This is a genomic window from Winslowiella iniecta (assembly GCF_001267535.1).
Lineage (GTDB): Bacteria > Pseudomonadota > Gammaproteobacteria > Enterobacterales > Enterobacteriaceae > Erwinia > Erwinia iniecta.
On the sequence record NZ_JRXE01000039.1, the window covers coordinates 18296 to 39200 of the forward strand.

Here is a 20905-nt window from a genome sequence, read left to right on the forward strand (position 1 = left end):
CCAGTACGAATTCAAGTGCTTTTCCCTTCTGTTTCAGGCTGCAGGCGCGTTAGCTGCCTGCAACCCGAAATCGATCGGGAAATTATTCGTCTTCCAGCTCGATGTTGATACCCAGCGAGCGGATCTCTTTCAACAGTACGTTGAAGGATTCCGGCATGCCTGGTTCCATCTGATGGTTGCCGTCCACGATGTTCTTATACATCTTAGTACGGCCGTTGACGTCATCAGACTTAACGGTGAGCATTTCCTGCAGAGTATAGGCAGCGCCGTATGCTTCCAGCGCCCACACTTCCATCTCACCGAAGCGCTGACCACCGAACTGTGCCTTACCACCCAGCGGCTGCTGAGTAACGAGGCTATAAGAGCCGGTAGAACGTGCATGCATCTTGTCATCAACCAGGTGGTTAAGTTTCAGCATGTACATGTAGCCAACGGTAACCGGACGCTCGAACTGCTCGCCAGTACGGCCATCAAACAGCGTAATCTGACCAGAGGTCGGTAAACCACCCAACTGCAGCAGTTCTTTAATTTCGCTCTCTTTAGCACCGTCAAACACCGGCGTTGCGATTGGCATACCTTTTTTCAGGTTCTCTGCCAGACGCAGCACTTCATCATCGGTGAAGGTGTTCAGGTCGACTTTCTGACGCACATCGGTGCCCAGATCGTACGCGCGCTGGATAAACTCACGCAGTTTGGTCACTTCTTCCTGCTTTTTCAGCATCGCGTTGATTTTCTCACCGATACCTTTTGCAGCCATACCCAGGTGGGTTTCAAGAATCTGACCAATGTTCATACGTGATGGTACGCCCAGCGGGTTCAGTACGATGTCTACCGGCGTGCCGTTTTCATCGTAAGGCATATCTTCGATCGGGTTGATCTTGGAGATAACACCTTTGTTCCCGTGACGACCTGCCATTTTGTCACCAGGCTGAATCTGACGTTTAACGGCCAGATACACTTTCACGATTTTCAGCACGCCTGGTGCCAGATCATCGCCCTGAGTGATTTTGCGGCGTTTCGCGTCGAGTTTCTTCTCAAACTCGTGCTTCAGCTCGTCGTACTGCTCTGCCAGCTGCTCCAGCTGGTTTTGCTTGTCTTCGTCGGTCAGGCCGAGTTCCAGCCAGCGCTCGCGTGGCAGCTTGTCCAGTTTCTCAGCTTCAACACCGCCAGAAACCAGCACGTAGTTAATACGCGCAAACAGGCCAGCTTCGAGGATCTGCAGTTCTTCAGTCAGGTCTTTCTTCGCCTGCTTCAGCTGCATCTCTTCGATTTCCAACGCACGCTTGTCTTTTTCCACGCCATCGCGGGTAAAGACCTGAACATCGATAACGGTACCGGAGACACCATTTGGTACGCGCAGAGAAGAGTCTTTAACGTCAGACGCTTTCTCACCGAAGATCGCACGCAGCAGCTTCTCTTCTGGCGTCAGCTGGGTTTCACCTTTCGGCGTAACCTTACCAACCAGAATGTCGCCACCGGTCACTTCTGCACCGATATACACGATACCGGACTCATCCAGTTTGGAGAGCGCAGCTTCACCCACGTTCGGGATATCAGCAGTGATCTCTTCTGGCCCCAGCTTGGTGTCACGAGACACACATGCCAGTTCCTGAATGTGGATGGTAGTGAAGCGATCTTCCTGTACTACGCGCTCGGAGACTAAGATGGAGTCTTCGAAGTTGTAGCCGTTCCACGGCATGAACGCCACGCGCATGTTCTGACCCAGCGCCAGTTCACCGAGATCGGTAGACGGGCCATCAGCCAGCACATCGCCACGTTCAATCGGCTCGCCCAGGTTAACACATGGCATCTGGCTGATGCAGGTGTTCTGGTTCGAACGGGTGTACTTGGTCAGGTTGTAAATATCGATACCGGCTTCGCCCGGATACATTTCGTCTTCGTTAACTTTAATAACGATACGCGATGCATCAACGTACTGAACGGTACCACCACGTTTCGCTACGGCAGTTACACCGGAGTCAACCGCAACCGCGCGTTCCATACCGGTACCCACCAGCGGCTTATCAGCGCGCAGAGTTGGAACCGCCTGACGTTGCATGTTTGCACCCATCAATGCGCGGTTGGCGTCATCGTGTTCCAGGAACGGGATCAGTGACGCACCGACGGAAACCACCTGTTGGGTGGAAACGTCCATGTAGTCAACCTGATCGCGGCTGAACAGGCTCGATTCGCCTTTGCTACGGCAAGTCACCAGGTCGTCTACGAAGTGACCTTCGTCGTCGAGGTTGGTGTTCGCCTGAGCGATAACGTAGTTACCCTCTTCAATTGCCGAGAGGTAATGAATTTCGTCGGTGACCACACCGTCACGTACGCGACGATAAGGGGTTTCCAGGAAACCGTACTCATTGGTCTGTGCATAAACAGACAAGGAGTTGATCAGACCGATGTTTGGACCTTCCGGCGTTTCGATTGGACACACACGACCGTAGTGAGTCGGGTGAACGTCTCGAACTTCAAAGCCTGCACGCTCACGCGTCAGACCGCCCGGGCCAAGTGCAGAGATACGACGCTTGTGCGTGATCTCAGACAGCGGGTTGTTCTGGTCCATAAATTGAGACAGCTGGCTGGAACCAAAGAACTCTTTCACTGCCGCGGAGATCGGCTTCGCGTTAATCATATCCTGAGGCATCAGGGTATCGAGATCGCCCAGAGACAGACGCTCTTTAACCGCACGCTCAACACGTACCAGGCCAACGCGGAACTGGTTTTCCGCCATTTCGCCGACGGAACGGATACGACGGTTACCGAGGTGGTCGATATCATCCACTTCGCCAACACCGTTACGGATACCGATGAGCTTCTTCATCACTTGAATGATGTCGTCTTTGCTCAGGATACCGGAACCTTCGATCTCATCACGCAGCAGAGAACGGTTGAACTTCATGCGGCCAACCGCAGAAAGGTCATAACGATCTTCAGAGAAGAACAGGTTCTCGAACAGGTTTTCAGCCGCTTCACGCGTTGGTGGCTCGCCAGGACGCATCATACGGTAGATCTCAACCAGCGCGCTCAGGCGGTCATTGGTTGGGTCAACACGTAAGGTCTCGGACATGTAAGCGCCGTGATCCAGATCGTTGGTAAACAGCGTTTCAATACGCTTGTGACCAGACTGGCTCAGTTTCGCCAGCAGATCCAGCGACAGCTCCATGTTGGCAGCAACAATCAGCTCACCGGTGTTTTCGTCAATGTAGTCTTTAGAGACCACTTTACCCGCAATGTACTCAACCGGGACTTCGATATGCGCAACGCTATCTTTTTCCAGCTGACGGATATGACGTGCCGTGATGCGACGGCCTTTCTCAACGTAAACCGTACCGTTCGATTCAATATCGAAAGAGGCAGTTTCGCCACGCAGACGCTCTGGTACCAGTTCCATCTGCAGCTTGTTGTCACGGATTTGATACACCACTTTCTCGAAGAACAGGTCAAGGATCTGTTCAGTGGTGTAACTCAGTGCGCGCAGGATGATGGTCGCAGGCAGTTTACGGCGACGGTCAATACGAACGAACAGGTTGTCTTTCGGATCGAATTCGAAGTCCAGCCATGAACCACGGTAAGGAATAATACGTGCGTTATACAGCACTTTACCCGATGAGTGGGTTTTACCCTTATCGCTGTCAAAGAAGACGCCAGGACTACGATGCAGCTGAGAAACGATAACCCTTTCTGTACCGTTGATAACGAAGGTACCGTTATCGGTCATGAGCGGAATTTCGCCCATGTAAACTTCTTGTTCTTTGATGTCTTTAACAGTGCCTTCCGGCGCTTCGCGCTCGTAGATCACCAGACGCAGTTTTACACGCAGCGGAGCAGAATACGTCACGCCACGAATCTGACATTCTTTAACATCAAATACAGGTTCGCCTAAGCGGTAGCTGACATATTGCAGCTCGGAATTACCGCTGTAGCTCTGAATAGGAAAAACAGAACGGAATGCTGCTTCCAGCCCGTACTGGCCTTCCGGATCTTGCTCGATAAACTTCTGGAACGAGTCAAGCTGGATAGAAAGGAGATATGGAATGTCCAGAACTTGTGGACGTTTACCAAAATCCTTACGAATGCGTTTTTTCTCGGTATAGGAGTAAACCATAGGGTTCCTCAGCTCGCTGATCAGTGACCCACTCTGTCCGTCCTGGAGGACAGTTCATGCAACACTATTTTGTTTTTTCGGAAAGTGAGGGCTCACCCCCCGACAATACATCTTTCTATCACTCTTAAATCATTTCATTGCTGTTGTGCCGACAGGGAATCTTCACAGGGAAGCAGTATATTAAGGCGTCGATAGAAAAAGATATTGAGGAACTTCAATGGATAAACAGTGTGAAACCCCATTGAGGTCCTTGAGCGCAAAAAGGCTGGTGACCAAAAAGTCACCAGCCATCAGCCTGACGGATCAGGCTGCAACCATTAAGGCTGTCTTATTTGACTTCAACTTCAGCGCCAGCTTCTTCCAGAGCCTTTTTCAGGGCTTCGGCGTCATCTTTGCTGATGCCTTCTTTCAGAGTTGCTGGTGCAGACTCAACCAGGTCTTTAGCTTCTTTCAGGCCCAGACCAGTTGCGCCACGTACTGCTTTGATCACAGCAACTTTGTTAGCGCCGATAGCTTTCAGTACAACGTCAAATTCAGTTTTTTCTTCAACAGCTTCAGCAGCAGCAGCTGGACCTGCAACAGCAGCAGCAGCAGACACGCCGAATTTTTCTTCCATAGCGGAGATCAGTTCAACGATTTCCATTACAGACAGAGCTGCAACGCCTTCAATGATTTGGTCTTTAGTGATTGACATTTCGTGTTCCTAAATTCAGAAAAAGTTTATACGTAAGCAAGTGAACGAGAAAAGAAAAGAGAGGCTGATTAAGCAGCTTCTGCTTCTTTCTGATCGCGTACAGCAGCCAGAGTGCGAACCAGTTTGCCGGCAGCGGCTTCTTTCATGGTTGCCATCAGGCGTGCGATTGCTTCATCGTAAGTTGGCAGAGTCGCCAGACGGTCAATATTGTCCGCGGTGATCAACTCGCCTTCAAAGGCTGCAGCTTTGACCTCAAATTTTGCATTCGCTTTCGCGAACTCTTTGAACAGACGAGCAGCAGCGCCCGGGTGTTCCATAGAATATGCAATCAGGGTCGGACCAACAAACGTGTCTTTCAGGCACTCAAACTGAGTACCTTCAACGACGCGGCGCAGCAGGGTGTTACGAACAACACGCATGTAAACGCCAGCTTCACGACCTGCTTTACGCAGTTCGGTCATTTTGTCAACGGTAACGCCACGAGAATCCGCAACTACCGCAGACAGCGCGCCTTTGGCTACTTCGCTGACTTCAGCAACAATCGCTTGTTTGTCTTGAAGATTTAATGCCATTAGCTATAGCTCCTGGATTTTGGTCGGGGAAGGATTTCCCCGAAACTCACATCACTTACCCACGTCGCCGTAGGTAAGCGCTAGAACACGGTGAGCAGAATCCAGCAAAGACTATTAAAATATTCTTCAGGTTCTGTCACCGTCTACGCAGGATGTATTAAGTCTTCAACCCGAAAGTGTCTGACTCCTGCGGTCTTGGACGGAGGCCTGGATAAGGCCAGGCTCCAACCGAACAACTAAAATTCTTAGGTTTCCTGGTCATTCACGCTGATACTGCACTGGCCGCTTTCACTCGCACCAGTTACACAGTTAACTATGCTCCTGATGACTTGCTCAATTGCCGCCGTGTCTAAGCGCAAATGCCTTGAATCCTGGTTCTGTATAATTACAGAACAACGGGCGTAAGATTCTAGTCGAAACTTTCGCCCGCGTAAAGCAGCGAATTAGTTCGCTACTGCATTCAGACCAGACTGATCAACAGCTACGCCAGCGCCCATAGTGGTGGACAGGCTAACTTTCTTGATGAAAACGCCTTTCGCCTGAGATGGTTTCGCTTTTTTCAGCGCAATCAGCAGGGCTTCCAGGTTTTCTTTCAGTTTGTCTGCATCGAAATCAACCTTACCGATAGTGGTATGGATGATGCCGTTTTTGTCGTTACGGTAACGAACCTGACCTGCTTTAGCGTTCTTAACCGCTTCAGCAACGTTAGGCGTTACAGTACCAACTTTCGGGTTTGGCATCAGACCACGTGGGCCCAGAACCTGACCCAGCTGGCCAACAACGCGCATTGCATCTGGAGATGCGATAACTACGTCGAAGTTCATTTCGCCTTTTTTGATCAGGTCAGCCAGATCTTCCATACCTACCAGCTCAGCGCCTGCAGCTTTAGCTGCTTCAGCGTTTGCGCCTTGGGCAAATACGGCTACGCGAACGGAACGGCCAGTACCGTTTGGCAGTACAGTTGCACCGCGAACGTTCTGGTCAGATTTACGAGCATCGATGCCCAGGTTTACAGCTACGTCAACGCTTTCTACGAACTTAGCAGTAGCCAGTTCTTTCAGCAGAGCAACAGCTTCGTTGATGTCATACTGTTTAGTTGAATCAACTTTGTCACGGATCACACGCATGCGCTTGGTCAGCTTAGCCATTTCTTAGTCCTCCACTACCAGGCCCATGGAACGAGCAGTACCTTCGATTGAGCGAGTCATCGCTTCAACGTCAGAACCAGTCATGTCCGCAGCTTTGGTTTCTGCGATTTCACGTACCTGAGCACGAGTTACTTTACCCACTTTATCTTTGTTCGGCTTACCGGAACCAGACTTAATACCAGCCGCTTTTTTCAGCAGAACTGCTGCTGGCGGGGTTTTAGTGATAAAGGTGAAAGAACGGTCAGAATAAACGGTGATAACGACCGGGGTCGGCAAACCCTTTTCCAGGCTCTCTGTTTTGGCGTTAAACGCTTTACAGAATTCCATGATGTTAACACCCTGCTGGCCCAGTGCTGGACCAACTGGTGGACTTGGGTTAGCCATACCTGCAGAAACTTGCAGTTTGACGTAGGCTTGTACTTTCTTAGCCATGATGATTCCTCTATTGGGTTATAGCGCTTCGCGAGAAGCTCCCCGTGATTATTCGTTTGCACCCGGCCAAATGGCTGCGGTGCAATCTACGTTTTACCCGCTGAAACAGCGTGTAAAAACAAAAGGCGCGAAATTGTATGCCAATTTCGCGCCTTCCGCAACCAATAATCGCTCAATGCGTAAACTCTTTAACCAGGTGACAGTGAAGCGCCACCCGGAGATTCGCAACGATAATTAGCCTTTTTCTACCTGACCAAAGTCGAGTTCCACTGGCGTAGCACGGCCAAAGATGGAAACAGACACTTTCAGGCGGCTTTTTTCGTAATCCACTTCTTCGACCACACCGTTGAAGTCGGCAAACGGACCGTCGCTGACGCGCACCATTTCGCCTGGTTCGAACAGGGTTTTAGGACGTGGCTTATCGCCAACTTGCTGCAAGCGGTTCATGATCGCATCGACTTCTTTATCGCTAATCGGTGCCGGGCGATCTGACGTTCCGCCGATGAAGCCCATGACACGCGGCACACTGCGCACTAAGTGCCAGCTTGCATCGTTCATGACCATCTGAACCAGAACGTAACCAGGGAAGAACTTGCGCTCGCTTTTGCGACGCTGGCCACCACGGATCTCAACCACTTCTTCGGTTGGAACCATGACATCGCCAAACAGCTCTTCCATGTTGTGTAACTTGATATGCTCACGCAGCGATTGTGCTACGCGGCCTTCAAAACCGGAAAACGCCTGAACGACGTACCAGCGCTTTTTTGGAGCTTCAGACATCTCAGAACCTCAGGCCAGTGATAAACGATACCAGACGGACCAGAATACCATCCAGCCCCCACAAAATCAGTGACATCACGGCGGTAACCGCGGCAACGATTAAGGTGGTGTGCAACGTTTCCTGACGAGTAGGCCAAATGACTTTACGGACTTCAGTTCTTGCTTCACGAGCAAAAGCCACCGTAGCTTTACCTTTCGTCGTCAGCAGCGCGATGCCACCCGCAGCGGCAATCAGCACCACAACGGCCAGCGCACGTAACGGCAATGTAATTTCGCGATAGTAGTAGTTACCTACGATTGCCACGACAAGCAAAATGGCAACGACTAACCACTTTATCGCTTCCAGGCCGCGTCCGCTCCCTTGAGCTTCGGTATTAGCACTCATAAACCAACCTGCCACAATAAACAGAAACTATTTTGCCCCGCGCAATGCGAGGCAACCAAACCGAAGAAAGCTGTTGAAGGCGTAACTCGGCATTTAACGCCGTGCTACAGAGCCTGCCTCAGCAATGATTATGACGGAAAATCACTGATGAGCCAGGTTCTATGTTACAGCGTGCAAAAAGGGCATCAAATGATGCCCTTTTCTTGTGCGTTGCGTCAAATATTATCCGCGATTAAGCGATAACTTTAGCAACAACACCCGCACCAACAGTACGGCCGCCTTCACGGATTGCGAAACGCAGACCGTCATCCATCGCGATTGGGTGGATCAGGGTCACTTTCATGTTTACGTTGTCGCCTGGCATTACCATCTCAACGCCTTCTGGCAGTTCGATGGTACCGGTCACGTCAGTAGTACGGAAGTAGAACTGTGGACGGTAGCCTTTGAAGAACGGAGTATGACGGCCGCCTTCGTCTTTAGACAGGATGTAAACTTCTGAATCGAAAGTGGTGTGTGGCTTGATAGAGCCTGGCTTAGCCAGAACCTGACCACGTTCGATGTCTTCACGTTTGATACCACGCAGCAGAACACCAACGTTCTCACCAGCACGGCCTTCGTCCAGCAGTTTGCGGAACATTTCAACGCCGGTACAAGTAGATTTCGCAGTATCTTTGATACCAACGATTTCAACTTCTTCACCAACTTTAACGATACCGCGCTCTACACGACCGGTAACAACAGTACCACGGCCGGAGATGGAGAATACGTCTTCGATAGGCAGCAGGAATGGCTTATCAATCGCACGCTCTGGCTCAGGGATGTAAGAATCCAGGTAACCCGCCAGTTCAACGATCTTAGCTTCCCACTCTGCTTCGCCTTGCAGCGCTTTCAGAGCAGAACCACGAACGATCGGCAGATCGTCGCCCGGGAAATCGTAAGCAGACAGCAGTTCGCGAACTTCCATCTCGACCAGTTCCAGCAGCTCTTCATCATCAACCATGTCACATTTGTTCAGGAACACGATGATGTAAGGAACGCCAACCTGGCGACCCAGCAGGATGTGCTCACGGGTCTGAGGCATAGGGCCGTCAGTCGCAGCAACAACCAGGATAGCGCCGTCCATCTGAGCAGCACCGGTGATCATGTTTTTGACGTAGTCGGCGTGTCCCGGGCAGTCAACGTGCGCGTAGTGGCGAGTCGGGGTGTCATACTCAACGTGAGAAGTGTTGATGGTGATACCACGAGCTTTTTCTTCTGGCGCGTTATCGATCTGATCGAATGCACGAGCAGAACCACCGAAAGTTTTAGCCAGTACGGTGGTGATAGCTGCAGTCAGGGTAGTTTTACCATGGTCAACGTGGCCGATAGTACCGACGTTGACGTGCGGTTTTGAACGTTCAAATTTTTCTTTAGACATCGATTGTCCCTCTAAGACACGGATAAATCGGTGATATCACCACATCAACCAGGCATTGCCTGAACTGTTGAATTTTTTGGTCACAGAGAAGAATCAGGGAGGGAGATTGTGAAGTGGTGCTGATACCCAGAGTCGAACTGGGGACCTCACCCTTACCAAGGGTGCGCTCTACCAACTGAGCCATATCAGCACATCTTTTGGAGCGGGCAGCGGGAATCGAACCCGCATCATCAGCTTGGAAGGCTGAGGTAATAGCCATTATACGATGCCCGCAACCTGGAACTCGGCTACCTGTTCTTTCTGTAGCTTATGAATAATAAGAGGAGTTTCTTATTATTCGAGCCAACCGGCTTAGCCTGCTGACCCTGACTGTGCTTGAGCTCAGTCTGAATATGGTGGTGGGAGAAGGATTCGAACCTTCGAAGTCTGTGACGGCAGATTTACAGTCTGCTCCCTTTGGCCGCTCGGGAACCCCACCTGGGTACTTGATGGTGCCGGCTACCGGAATCGAACTGGTGACCTACTGATTACAAGTCAGTTGCTCTACCAACTGAGCTAAGCCGGCATCAAGTGGTGCGCATTCTAGGAACTGCGGGCGCGGGATGCAACAAAAAAATTGCGATAAATGTGCTTTCGCTTATTATTTGTGCAAAACTTCGCAAATTGACGATTTTTTGGAGAAAAAACGCGCAATAAAAGCCACTCACCAGCGCATTTTGCTGCGACCGCTGCGCCAGGTTGTAGCCATTTAATTCTTTCGGCGCCCGTCAACCGCTCAACAATCATACAAACGCCACCCTTCTGCACCACTCGCTGTCGTCATGCTCATCGATAGTGCAATTTTTCGCTCAGGGATGAACATTTACCGCCTGTTTTCCACTATCCAGCACTGGATCGCTTATTGCATCTAATCAATGAAAGTCTTTAAGGAGGAGAACGCATGAAAATCATCTTACTCAATGCTGCCACCTTACCTCTGTATCGTAGCGAGCTGGCCACTCTGTTAATGGATGCTGTCGCCAGTAATGCGTCCGTCGGGTATCAACAACGTTTAACACGTGAAGCGGCTGAAAGTTACTTTCATAGTTTGCGCTCTGAAATCGCCAAACGGGAAAGGCTGCTGTGGATTGCCCGTGACCCTCAGGGATTACGTGGCAGCGTCCAGCTGGAGATCTGTCAAAAGCCGGATGGTCAAAACCGCGCGGAAATTCATAAACTGCTGGTGCACTCGCGTGTCAGACGTCAGGGCACGGCTAAAATGCTGATCGCTGCTCTTGAGCGCAGCGCGCATGAGCAGCAGCGTGGGCTGCTCTGCCTGAATACCCGTGCTGGCTCAGCCTCGGAAGCATTCTGGCGCGCACAGGGCTACCACTGTCTCGGTGAAATCCCCGATTATGCCAGTTCACCCGATGGCTATTTCCATGCATCGGTGATCTATTACAAGAGACTGTTCGCGGTTAACCCGCTGATCCGTTCGATTGCCAGTTAACAAAAGTGCAAAAGTGCGGGCGTTGTTGCGATTGCGTCTGCACATTTATCTTTTTCCTTCTTTTTCTCGCCTTACTGGTGTTAACCTCCTGCGCATTGTTTTCTGAAATTTCCCTGAGTACGTAAGCGAAATAAGGAGATGGCGTTTTCACGTCAGCCCTTATGCAACGTGCTGACGGGTAAATATTTGCTGGCAGAAGCATGCATATGAGCAAAAAAGATTCCCTGGTAACTACGCCCTACTTAGAGTTCGACAGGACCCAATGGGCAGCGTTACGTGACTCCGTGCCAATGACGCTTTCAGAAGAAGAGATTGCACGTCTGAAAGGCATTAACGAAGATCTTTCGCTGGAAGAAGTGGCTGAGATCTATCTGCCTTTGTCACGTTTGCTGAATTTCTACATCAGTTCCAACGTACGCCGTCAGGCAGTGCTCGAGCAGTTTTTAGGCACCGATGGTCAGAAAGTTCCTTATATCATTAGCATTGCTGGCAGCGTTGCCGTCGGCAAGAGCACCACGGCGCGTGTCCTGCAAGCGCTGCTGAGCCGCTGGCCGGAACACAGACGCGTTGAGCTGATTACCACCGACGGCTTTTTGCACCCTAATGACGTGCTGAAAGAGCGCGGACTGATGAAGAAAAAGGGATTCCCGCAATCCTATGATATGCATCGTCTGGTCAATTTCGTGTCTGATCTGAAATCAGGCTCTTCGCAGGTTACTGCTCCGGTCTATTCGCATCTGATTTATGATGTGATCCCCGACGGGGACAAGATTGTACAACAGCCGGATATACTGATTCTCGAAGGCCTGAATGTATTACAGACCGGGATGGATTATCCGCACGATCCGCATCATGTATTCGTTTCAGATTTTGTCGATTTCTCAATCTATGTTGACGCGCCAGAAGAGTTGCTGGAAAGATGGTATATCAATCGCTTCCTGAAATTCCGCCAGGGCGCATTTACCGATCCTGATTCCTATTTCCATCATTATGCCCAACTTTCGGAACAGGAAGCCGTTGGTATCGCGACTCAGCTATGGAAAGAGATTAACTGGCTGAATCTTAAGCAGAACATTTTACCTACCCGTGAACGCGCCAGCCTGATTATGACCAAAAGTGCCGATCATGCGGTGGAATGCGTTCGATTGCGTAAATAACGGTGCCTGGAACAGCAGAGTCTGTTCTGCTGTACCCTTTCATTACAGGTAAGAGACATAAACGATGCCACTGGCGCTGTATTTTCCCGCCTCCGGCATCTCTTTCGCTCCGAGCGCAGCCTTTAGAGTAAAACTTTGCCGCTTATTGTTGCCCGGCAGGGTAAATGTCACGCCATCCCATGCATCCTGATTGTTAATCGTCAGCGTGCTGTAAAAATTTCTCCTGGCACCATCAAAATAAATCTGACGCTCTCCCAACAGAGACTCCGCAAACACACTGACCGTTCCAGCTAATGAGCAGTACAAATATCCGGTAACTTCCTGCGCGGTATCATTAATCTGCAGGCTGTTCAGCACGCCAAAATTAATTTCCAGCGGCAGGACTATGTGACATGACTGATTTTCCGGAGGCAGCTCACCGCATACCGATCCAGGAAACTTCACTGCGGTGCGGGTCTCTGGCGTGGGATGCTGCGGTTGATCGATATAGAACATCCCGACGCAAGTGGCTTGCCGGCTCTCGACGTTAAACACGCCGGTGTAAGGGATGCCTTTTGCCTGTCGCCACGCTTCCATCACCTCTTTACGCGTCCGCAGCCTTTCAATACGAATACAGTTATTATTCAGGGCGCAGGAAGAGTACATACTCGGCGCATGCGAGCGATACATCACATCCAGACCGACATAACAACTTGGCCATTTAAAACAAGGGTTAAGATCGATTTCATTCTCCTCCCATCCCACCAGCCGATGCACCACCTGAAGATTATTGAAAGAGAGAGGAAACACATAAGCCCCCGCCATCACCTGTTGCGCCAGCACAGTCAGCAGGAGGATTAACGCCCTGACTAGTTTGATAAACATTCCATTGTTCCTTTATTCGCATAGCCAGCAAGGCTATAAATAAACGGCACGCAATGTGGCGGAGGCTCTTATCTTACCTTTCGCCAAGATGGCTCCATGACGCTGAACCGGTACCGCTTGCAGTCTCGGCAGATGCCCGATATCAATCGGTACTGATTTGTTAATCTCCAGTGGTACTCCATCCAGCAGCATTCTTATCCCCAGACCCGGCATATTGGTATCCAGTGCGGTAATATCAAATGGGCTGACAGCGCCGGCCAGCGTCAATGTCACCACTGAGGGAGCAACCGTACCGGGACACTTCAGCTTAAAATCGATATCCTGCAGGTAATTCTGCCCGTCGACTTTATCCGCGTTGAGGTTGTCGCCAAATTCGACCGTGATCATCTGCCCCTGATTAATCGTGCAGGCCGGCGTAATCAGTACCACACGCAGCATTATATTCTTCTGCGGAACGGCATGGGCTACGCTCAGCAGGTTAATACCAAAGGCGACAAGCATTACGCTACATAACAGCAGGATACTTCCCGGCTGACTGCCGCTTTTTTGCCATGGCTTCATCGATTTATCTCCGGGCAGGTCGATCATTATTTATGCTCTACCACCGCCCGGCAGCGATCGGCTTCGCAACGAAATTTAAGCTCAGTACGCCCTCCGTAGTCGTTGACGTAAGTCAGCACCGGCTCTGATCCCAGACTGGAGAGCGAGCCGCCCAGCCATGCCTTATCTCGTGGCGCAATCATTAACGGCGCAAACCCCGCCGCCGTAGTGCTCTTCTGATGATGCCTGGCGTCTACCAGCGTGATGAAGTAAGGCGTCGGATTAGCGATTTGATAGCGGTCATCCCGCCGGGTCAGCGTCAGTTGTTGCTGCCACGGCGTCAGCCGCTCTGCCTCACCAGGCACAATGGCCTGTGGTCGGTAAAACAGCTTGATGCTGGTTTGCAATGCAATTTGTAAGGTATTGGGTTTGTCGCTACGTGGGGGGATTTCGCGCAGGTTAAAGTAAAAAAGGGTCTCTCTATCCTGCGCCAGCGATTCGGCCGCTGGCAGCGCCTGTATTTTTATCTGGCTTCTTTCGCCCGGCTCAACACGTTGCACCGGAGGTAACACCATTAATGGCGAGCTGATTTTTTCTCCCTGCTCGTCGGTCAGCCAGCTCTGAGCCAGAAAAGGCAATTGCTTATTCTCATTGCTGATACTCAGGCTAATCGCTTTGTCGCCGGCATTATAAATGACCCTTGTGCGGTCGAGCGCAATAGCGGCCATAGCCATTGATGTATTGAGGTTCACCAGCAAGATGACCGCGACGGCGCGGCCCGACAAATTAAGTTTCATATCACGCTATCCATCCCTGTAACGATTATTGAATGATGTCCTTAAAAACTATTCAGCCCCGACCGACCGGTTACGGCAAGGCAGACTGAGCGCAGCTAACTGCGGTTCTGATAACGAAACAGGTATTTGTACATAGCACTGCACGCTATTATCCCACTCAACCGACATTCTCTCGCCCGGCCGGATGCCACTCAGCCAGGCACTGCCCTCATCACTGACCATGCCGGTCTGCTGCATTTTTTCATTGCGCAGCAACGCGCCAAAGGGTGGAACCTGTTCCTTATCGAGATGGATACTGACCATCGCCTTCTTACCTGCAGTCACATTGAATTTTCGATAACCGATAGCCCCTTCCGTCAGCGTGGCCTGCACTACCGATCGGGTTGCTTCAATATCGTCAGACAGCCTTTCAACATCAATACGGGCACGGCTGGGGTAATAACTGTGCATATCTGTTATCACCGCCTTACCGAAAACATTGCTTTTGACCGGGCTGCCATATCCTCTTACCGGTACGTCAGCGAGGCCATCAACATCCACCAGTAACCGGGTGCCGCCAGAAGCCGAGACGCGATGCACTGCTCCCCCTTCAGGCGTCAGGGTTGCACCACCCTGTGCTGATAATCCAATTGAGCTATATTGACCTTGCTGGTAGCCAGCACTGGCGCTCAGTTGTGCACTCTCTCCCGCGTGGTTGTAAAAGCCACTGAACGCCCCTCCCTGAGGTGTAGTGCCAGCACTAAGCTGATAGTTATGCTGCTCATCAATATTTCTAAAATATCCCACGCTCTGCTCAAGCTGTTGATTATTTAGGGAGAGGTTATAGCTTAGTGTTGATTGTGTTCCCCACGGCAAGGCGAAAGCGATCCAGCCACCCTTATCATCGCGGTCACTGAACTTATTGCGGAAACCGGCCAGCGAAACGTTGATATTCTTCCAGCCAGCCAGATCAAACATTCGGGCTAAAGTCAGATCATATCGTTCGCTGTGAGGGCGATCCCAGTAACTCTGGTGGCTGTAATTGAGATATGCATCCAGCTGCCAGCGGGTAAACTGCTGCCTGAAGGTGAGCGTATAGAGCTGCTTGCCGTGACGACTCAGCGAATTATCCTGCTTTGCCAGCAGATAATCAGACATCGTCATAAAATTACGCTCGGAAAACCGATAGCCGGCGAAGGTTAACTGGCTGGAAATCGATTCAAAACGTTTGGCGTAGCTCAGGCGCAGGGATTCTCCACTCAGGCTAATGTCATCAGAGACATCCGCGCGCGACACGGTGCCATCAACAGAGACTGCGCCGAGGATAAACAAGTCTCGTCCAATCCCCGCCGACACTGCCTGATATTCTTCTCCGAGGATACTGCCGCCATAGGCTGACCAGCTATTAGAAATGCCCCAGGAGAATTCTGTGCTGGCAAACAGTGGATCGGTAAGACGGTGGGCAGTCAGCGAGGGCTTTCCGGCAGCCAGCTTATAGCGCACCATACCTGGACGGGTGAGATACGGCACCGTGGCGGTATCGATCTGAAAACGCTGGATATTCCCATCCTGCTCTTCGATACGCACATCCAGCTTACCTGCTACCGCATCACTAAGATCCTGAATACGAAAGGGGCCAGCGGGTACCTGAGTTTCATACAGTACGCGATCCTGCTGGCTGATGATCACTCTGGCATTGCTTCTGGCGACACCCGTAACTTCGGCAGCATAGCCCCGTAAGCCGGGCGGTAACATACTGTCGTCTGAGTTCAGGCTCAGGCCAGTAAAACGGAAACTATCAAAAATGGCTGAATCGAGATTATCTTCTCCCAGCGTCAGGCGCGCTCGCAGGCTGGGTATTGCTCGCCAGCCGTAGTAGCGACTCCAGTCGATATCATACTGGCGGTTTTCCCCACTCTGCGTTTTCTCGCCGAAGCGTCCCTGCCACTCCGCACGCAGCCGCCACGCCTCGAAGTTAGCGCCGGTGACGCCATTACCACTGATACTGTAACTCTGTGTGCCAGTATGATGCTGTTCAGTGGCCTGCATATTCAGGTTGTAATCCAGCAGTACGCCGGCTATTCCGTCGTCCCAGCGCGAAGGCGGATCCCAGTCACTGGCATCGTACTCCAGCCAGTTTTGCGGGATTTTCACAACCAGCACGCCCTCCCCCAGCTCGCCCCGCACTTCCATTCCGGCGATACTGGAGATATCCAGACATTCGCCGTGGTGCCACCAGGTGAGCCGGGCCAGCAGGTTGGGCTTGATGGCAAACGCCGTCACTTCGTTGCGGGTCAGACAGGCTTGACTGCCCTCTGGGTTATTATCCACGGGATAAAAATGGATTTCCTGTTCTGGTAATTCATGGCGATTAATCATAATCGACATTTGATAGCTCCCGGGCAAAATAAATCCACGACGAGAAAACTGCGCAAAATCGATATTCTCCCGGTCCTTAATATCCATCACATCAGTGTTGAAGCGAATTTCATTTGCAGATGCTGGTAGGCTATCGAGTAAACACGAAATTAAAATCGCCTTTGTCAAATAGCTGAGAGCGTTAAAACGTCCATTGTTTTTATCACTCATTGGATAATTTCTTAGTCTTTATCCACCTCAGGCATCCCTTGGTGCCACAATTTTTACAATGAGGAGATTCAGGTAAAAATTCAGAGCTGAAACTGAGTAACTAATTGTTCCTCTCCGTTGTAAAAAGGCATGTGAAATTCCGCTTCACATGCCCCTCCCTGTTTATGGATAAACGAGTGTGAACCCAGCAATACTCTGGAATTCACCAGGAGTAATTGTCGCGGAAGCACCACCACCCCGAAGATACGCGGTATAAGGCAGCGTGTTATAACCCTGCAACAGAGGCTGAGGCGTCGTCGGTACACCTAACCTTATTTTGTTATTACTACCATCGTTCATCTCGATGCTGGCACCACTTGCAGTACCACTAATCCCCAGACTATCAGGGTCATAAGCCGATACCGGGCCAGAAAAAATGGCTTGTACGGTTTTCATTGTGGTTATATCGCAGTTTTCGAGTCTGATTTGGAACGGGCGAGGTACGGAAGTGCCGGTATTGCCGTTAGCGGCCAGTGCAACATTCGAGACCTGTCCGAGCTCAACCGTCTGATCTACGCTATCAGGACTAATTGAACAGGGTGAGTCAATAATCGCTCCGCTAAACGTCAATTTTCCATGACCGGCATCTGCAGCATCTGCGACTGAAACAGAACCAAATATCATCACTGCAGTCATCATTATCTTATTCACTTCCATGAACTTCTTATCCTTTTTAAATTCAATCACAAGATTTCCTTTCATTTTAAAAAATGAACATATAGATTTTGATATGTGTATATTTTTAAATGGCAAGCACGACAAATGTGCCTAACAACTGCCATGTGAGTGATTATAAAGAAACAACCTGATGATAAATGATGGCATCGCGAAAGATTGCCTTGCATTCAGCAATAAGACCATTTACGAAGAATCCTTCTCTGCACTGGTCTTTATTCAGATTGTCATTGAAACTTTACAAAGAAGAAATAGGATTTAAAAGTAATATTTTCTCGTCGGTTAAATACGAAACTTTTCACTTAACAAATTAATATAGTGAATTCATTGCGACATAACAGGTCGCGAAGATATACAAATCAGCATAAAACACTATACATTTACTTTTTAGTAAAATATTAGTTCCTTAAAATCATTTACAGTCTACAATATCCGGCATAGAGGACTATTTAAAGGATAATAAAATACGTCAGATATTTTCATAAATAACTGTTTGGAAAGGGATTTTAAGAACTATCTTAATAAGTTTTTTGTGCTAATTCACATGACAAGGAGTTCACTATTTATGAGAAATGGAAATTTACCTTTACAGCAATTTGCTTCAGGACTTTTGCCACATGCAGAAGATGTCATTCCCTGGCAGGAGTCGATAAAAAAACCGGTAACAGAAACAATTAGCAGAGGGAAGAAGCGCAATATTCTGCTTGAGGAACTTTATAATGCGCTACTTAAGCGCTGCAAGAAGCTGTCGCCACCTGCTTATGAGGAGTGGATTAGCACGCGGGTGCTGGCGGAAGACTGTGAGATGGGAATATATCAGACGCGCAGTATTTTGTTAAAGCTGGTTGAGCAACAGCGAGTGGTTGTTACGCCGACGCCAATAGCTAACTCATTAAGATGGTATGCGGTAATTAAGGACGGTACGACAGAGTCAGCGGGAAAGTAATTTATCGCTTCTTTCTGCTGCAAAATTCTCAACCCGCTGGAGGCAATAAAGCCTCCAGCTAAGTCAGACTTACTGTTGTGGCCGGAGAGAGATTTCTCCTCCTACCCAGGATTTGGTAATGCCGTCCTGCTCCAGTAATAAACCACCCTGCTGATCAATACCGCGGGCAATTCCCAGCACTTCACGATCGCCAATCAGTAATTTAACCGGTCGATTGATAAAATTATCCAGTGCCGCCCAGCGCTGAAGGAAAGGTGTCAGTCCGTCGCGTTCAAAATCCAGCAGAGTCCGGCGCAGTTTATTAACCAACATTGCAGTCAGCGCATTACGATCAATATTGATCCCAGCCTCCTGCAGGTTGATCCAACCCTGGTTCACCACAGAAGCATCAGGCGAACGCATCGCCAGATTTATACCCGCACCAATCACCAGGTTGGCTGCATCACCCGTTTTTCCCGTCAGTTCCACCAGAATACCCGCCAGTTTACGATCCTGCAGATAGAGATCGTTAGGCCATTTTACTCTGACATCTTTGGCACCCAGCTCCTGAAGAACTTCCGCCATCACAATACCGATCACCAGGCTCAGCCCCATGGCCGCCGCAGGCCCTTGCTCCAGGCGCCAGAACATCGACAAGTAGAGATTAGAACCAAAAGGTGAGAACCACTGTCGGCCACGGCGTCCACGACCTGCTTGTTGATATTCCGCCACACAGGCATCGCCCGACTGCAATAAGTCCATACGATCCAGCAGATACTGATTGGTAGAATCAATAACCGGGATAACTGAAACACGGTGTTTATCCAGTTGCATAGCAATGCTTTCTTCATTAAGTAACTGCAGTGGTGCAGACAGGCTGTAGCCTTTGCCGGTCACAGTGAAGACATCCAGTCCCCAGTCTTTTAAGGTCTGAATATGTTTATTGATCGCCGCGCGACTCATTCCCAGCGTTTCACCGAGTTGTTCGCCAGAATGGAATTCGCCGTCAGCTAAAATACTCACCAGCGCTAAGGGTACGGTATTATCTCTCATGCGATCACCTCGACAGCATTTTTCTCGCCTGTGGCACCGATAAAACGGACTTCGGGTTCGAGCCAGACATTAAACTTCTCACCAACACGCTGGCGAACATCATGGGCTAACGCAACAATATCCTGACCCGTTGCCTGTTGCTGATTAATAATTACCAGTGCCTGCTGACGATGTACCGCCGCCCCACCTTTGCCATAACCCTTCAGATCACATTGATCGATCAACCAACCGGCGGCCAGTTTTACCTGACCATTGGCCTGGAGATATTGAGGAGCTTGCGGAAATTCGGCGGCAATCGCTGCGGCTTGTTCAGCGCTTATCACCGGGTTTTTGAAAAAGCTGCCTGCATTACCGGTAACCTGCGGATCGGGAAGCTTGCTGCGACGCATTTGACATACGCTATCAAAAATTTCCTGCGGGGTTACCGTCGACGGATCCAGCCGGGTTAGATCACCATAAGTCATTATCGGCTTCCAGACCTTTTTCAGGCGTAAACCGACCGCGACAATGGCATAGCCATCACGATAATGATGTTTAAATACGCTGTCACGATAGCCAAACTGGCACTCTTCTGCCCGAATATGCTCAATTTCTCCGCTATTAAGATTGAGCACATCAACGTATTCACAAATCTGATTCAGTTCGACACCATAAGCACCGATATTCTGAATCGGAGCAGAGCCCACACAGCCCGGGATCAAGGCTAAATTCTCTAAACCAGAGAAACCATTCTTCAGGCTGTACTCTACCAGAGCATGCCAGTTCTCGCCGGCGGCTACATGCAACGACCAGGCATCGTCATCCTCAGCAACCTTGATACCTTTCAGACGGTTAACCGCGACTATACCCGCAAAGTTTTCGAGAAAAAGGACATTACTCCCTTCCCCGAGTAGCAAAAAAGGCACGGCTGCGCTTCGGCTCTCATGCCATGCTTCGCAGAGCTGCTCTGCTGTTTCAGCGAGGATAATTTTCCTGGCGTTTGCGTCGATTCCGAAGGTATTAAAGGGCTTTAATGAATTGATATCGCGGGACATGTCTGAGCCTTTACTGATTTATCTGCGCACAGTTTACCCGATTGTCGGGCGTTTTAATGGAATAAATGACTGATCAGAAGCTGTTATCACAGCAGTGAAGGGAAATTCAGGGGGATTTTCGGGGGGTCTTGCGGGAGCGCAAACGCAAAAAACCCTCAGCTTTCGCTGAGGGTTATCGCAATTTGATGCCTGGCAGTTCCCTACTCTCGCATGGGGAGACCCCAC

At 50.1% G+C, this 20905-nt stretch carries 18 protein-coding genes and 4 tRNA genes; 3 read left to right on the plus strand and 19 right to left on the minus strand.

Features of this window, described 5'->3' with window-relative positions; genetic code table 11:
- Positions 1 to 82 precede the first annotated feature (82 nt).
- The 12 genes from rpoB to NG42_RS20345 all read right to left on the minus strand — a co-directional run bounded on the left by rpoB (position 83) and on the right by NG42_RS20345 (position 10104).
- Complete coding sequence (gene rpoB / locus NG42_RS20290; RefSeq protein WP_052902629.1) at positions 83 to 4111, minus strand: DNA-directed RNA polymerase subunit beta; 4029 nt, start codon at positions 4109 to 4111, stop codon at positions 83 to 85.
- Between the two features lie 328 nt (positions 4112 to 4439).
- The gene (gene rplL, locus NG42_RS20295; protein ID WP_052902630.1) at positions 4440 to 4805 is read right to left on the minus strand and encodes a 50S ribosomal protein L7/L12; all 366 of its coding nucleotides are present in this window, start codon (positions 4803 to 4805) and stop codon (positions 4440 to 4442) included.
- Positions 4806 to 4873: 68 nt separating this feature from the next.
- A complete protein-coding gene (rplJ, locus tag NG42_RS20300) occupies positions 4874 to 5377 on the minus strand; it encodes a 50S ribosomal protein L10 (protein ID WP_052902632.1) in 504 nt (167 codons plus the stop codon).
- Between the two features lie 443 nt (positions 5378 to 5820).
- The gene (gene rplA / locus NG42_RS20305; RefSeq protein WP_052902633.1) at positions 5821 to 6525 is read right to left on the minus strand and encodes a 50S ribosomal protein L1; all 705 of its coding nucleotides are present in this window, start codon (positions 6523 to 6525) and stop codon (positions 5821 to 5823) included.
- 3 nt (positions 6526 to 6528) lie between these two features.
- Positions 6529 to 6957 (minus strand): 50S ribosomal protein L11, encoded by a 429-nt coding sequence (gene rplK, locus NG42_RS20310; RefSeq protein ID WP_052902639.1) that lies wholly within the window; start codon positions 6955 to 6957, stop codon positions 6529 to 6531.
- A 234-nt stretch (positions 6958 to 7191) separates the two neighbouring features.
- Positions 7192 to 7737 carry a transcription termination/antitermination protein NusG gene (gene nusG, locus NG42_RS20315; protein WP_052902641.1) on the minus strand — a complete coding sequence of 182 codons (546 nt, stop codon included), beginning with the start codon at positions 7735 to 7737 and terminating at the stop codon, positions 7192 to 7194.
- 1 nt (position 7738) lies between these two features.
- Positions 7739 to 8122, minus strand: a complete 384-nt coding sequence (secE, locus tag NG42_RS20320) for a preprotein translocase subunit SecE (RefSeq protein ID WP_052902643.1) — start codon at positions 8120 to 8122, stop codon at positions 7739 to 7741.
- 232 nt (positions 8123 to 8354) lie between these two features.
- Positions 8355 to 9539, minus strand: a complete 1185-nt coding sequence (tuf, locus tag NG42_RS20325) for an elongation factor Tu (protein ID WP_052902645.1) — start codon at positions 9537 to 9539, stop codon at positions 8355 to 8357.
- A gap of 114 nt (positions 9540 to 9653) precedes the next feature.
- Positions 9654 to 9729 (minus strand) — tRNA-Thr (locus tag NG42_RS20330).
- Positions 9730 to 9737: 8 nt separating this feature from the next.
- Positions 9738 to 9812 (minus strand) — tRNA-Gly (locus NG42_RS20335).
- 120 nt (positions 9813 to 9932) lie between these two features.
- Positions 9933 to 10017: transfer RNA gene (locus NG42_RS20340), tRNA-Tyr, on the minus strand.
- A gap of 11 nt (positions 10018 to 10028) precedes the next feature.
- Positions 10029 to 10104, minus strand: a tRNA-Thr gene (locus tag NG42_RS20345).
- Positions 10105 to 10479: 375 nt separating this feature from the next.
- On the opposite strand from NG42_RS20345, the gene NG42_RS20350 reads away from it, so the two are divergent.
- The gene (locus tag NG42_RS20350; protein WP_052902647.1) at positions 10480 to 11028 is read left to right on the plus strand and encodes a GNAT family N-acetyltransferase; all 549 of its coding nucleotides are present in this window, start codon (positions 10480 to 10482) and stop codon (positions 11026 to 11028) included.
- Between the two features lie 206 nt (positions 11029 to 11234).
- On the plus strand, positions 11235 to 12185 hold the full coding sequence (gene coaA, locus NG42_RS20355) for a type I pantothenate kinase (RefSeq protein ID WP_052902650.1): 951 nt from the start codon (positions 11235 to 11237) through the stop codon (positions 12183 to 12185).
- Between the two features lie 42 nt (positions 12186 to 12227).
- Here the strand turns inward: coaA and NG42_RS20360 are convergent, their stop codons facing one another.
- The 5 genes from NG42_RS20360 to NG42_RS20380 all read right to left on the minus strand — a co-directional run bounded on the left by NG42_RS20360 (position 12228) and on the right by NG42_RS20380 (position 17650).
- A complete protein-coding gene (locus NG42_RS20360; RefSeq protein WP_053116012.1) occupies positions 12228 to 13049 on the minus strand; it encodes an MrpH family fimbial adhesin in 822 nt (273 codons plus the stop codon).
- A 33-nt stretch (positions 13050 to 13082) separates the two neighbouring features.
- Entirely contained in the window at positions 13083 to 13610 is a 528-nt protein-coding gene (locus tag NG42_RS20365; protein ID WP_162231043.1) for a fimbrial protein, read from the minus strand.
- Between the two features lie 26 nt (positions 13611 to 13636).
- Positions 13637 to 14386, minus strand: coding sequence for a fimbria/pilus periplasmic chaperone (locus tag NG42_RS20370; protein WP_052902652.1), 750 nt, complete (start codon positions 14384 to 14386; stop codon positions 13637 to 13639).
- A gap of 48 nt (positions 14387 to 14434) precedes the next feature.
- Positions 14435 to 16954 carry an outer membrane usher protein gene (locus NG42_RS20375; RefSeq protein ID WP_053116379.1) on the minus strand — a complete coding sequence of 840 codons (2520 nt, stop codon included), beginning with the start codon at positions 16952 to 16954 and terminating at the stop codon, positions 14435 to 14437.
- Between the two features lie 162 nt (positions 16955 to 17116).
- Positions 17117 to 17650 carry a fimbrial protein gene (locus tag NG42_RS20380; RefSeq protein WP_052902662.1) on the minus strand — a complete coding sequence of 178 codons (534 nt, stop codon included), beginning with the start codon at positions 17648 to 17650 and terminating at the stop codon, positions 17117 to 17119.
- Positions 17651 to 18233: 583 nt separating this feature from the next.
- Here NG42_RS20380 and NG42_RS20385 point away from each other — a divergent pair.
- Complete coding sequence (locus NG42_RS20385; RefSeq protein WP_053116014.1) at positions 18234 to 18614, plus strand: hypothetical protein; 381 nt, start codon at positions 18234 to 18236, stop codon at positions 18612 to 18614.
- A 69-nt stretch (positions 18615 to 18683) separates the two neighbouring features.
- On the opposite strand, the gene birA is transcribed toward NG42_RS20385, so the two are convergent.
- Together birA and murB are read right to left on the minus strand one after the other, a co-directional pair.
- Complete coding sequence (gene birA / locus NG42_RS20390) at positions 18684 to 19646, minus strand: bifunctional biotin--[acetyl-CoA-carboxylase] ligase/biotin operon repressor BirA (protein WP_052902653.1); 963 nt, start codon at positions 19644 to 19646, stop codon at positions 18684 to 18686.
- Positions 19643 to 20680 carry a UDP-N-acetylmuramate dehydrogenase gene (gene murB, locus NG42_RS20395; protein WP_052902654.1) on the minus strand — a complete coding sequence of 346 codons (1038 nt, stop codon included), beginning with the start codon at positions 20678 to 20680 and terminating at the stop codon, positions 19643 to 19645. The genes birA and murB overlap by 4 nt, the downstream gene beginning before the upstream one ends.
- Positions 20681 to 20905 lie beyond the last annotated feature (225 nt).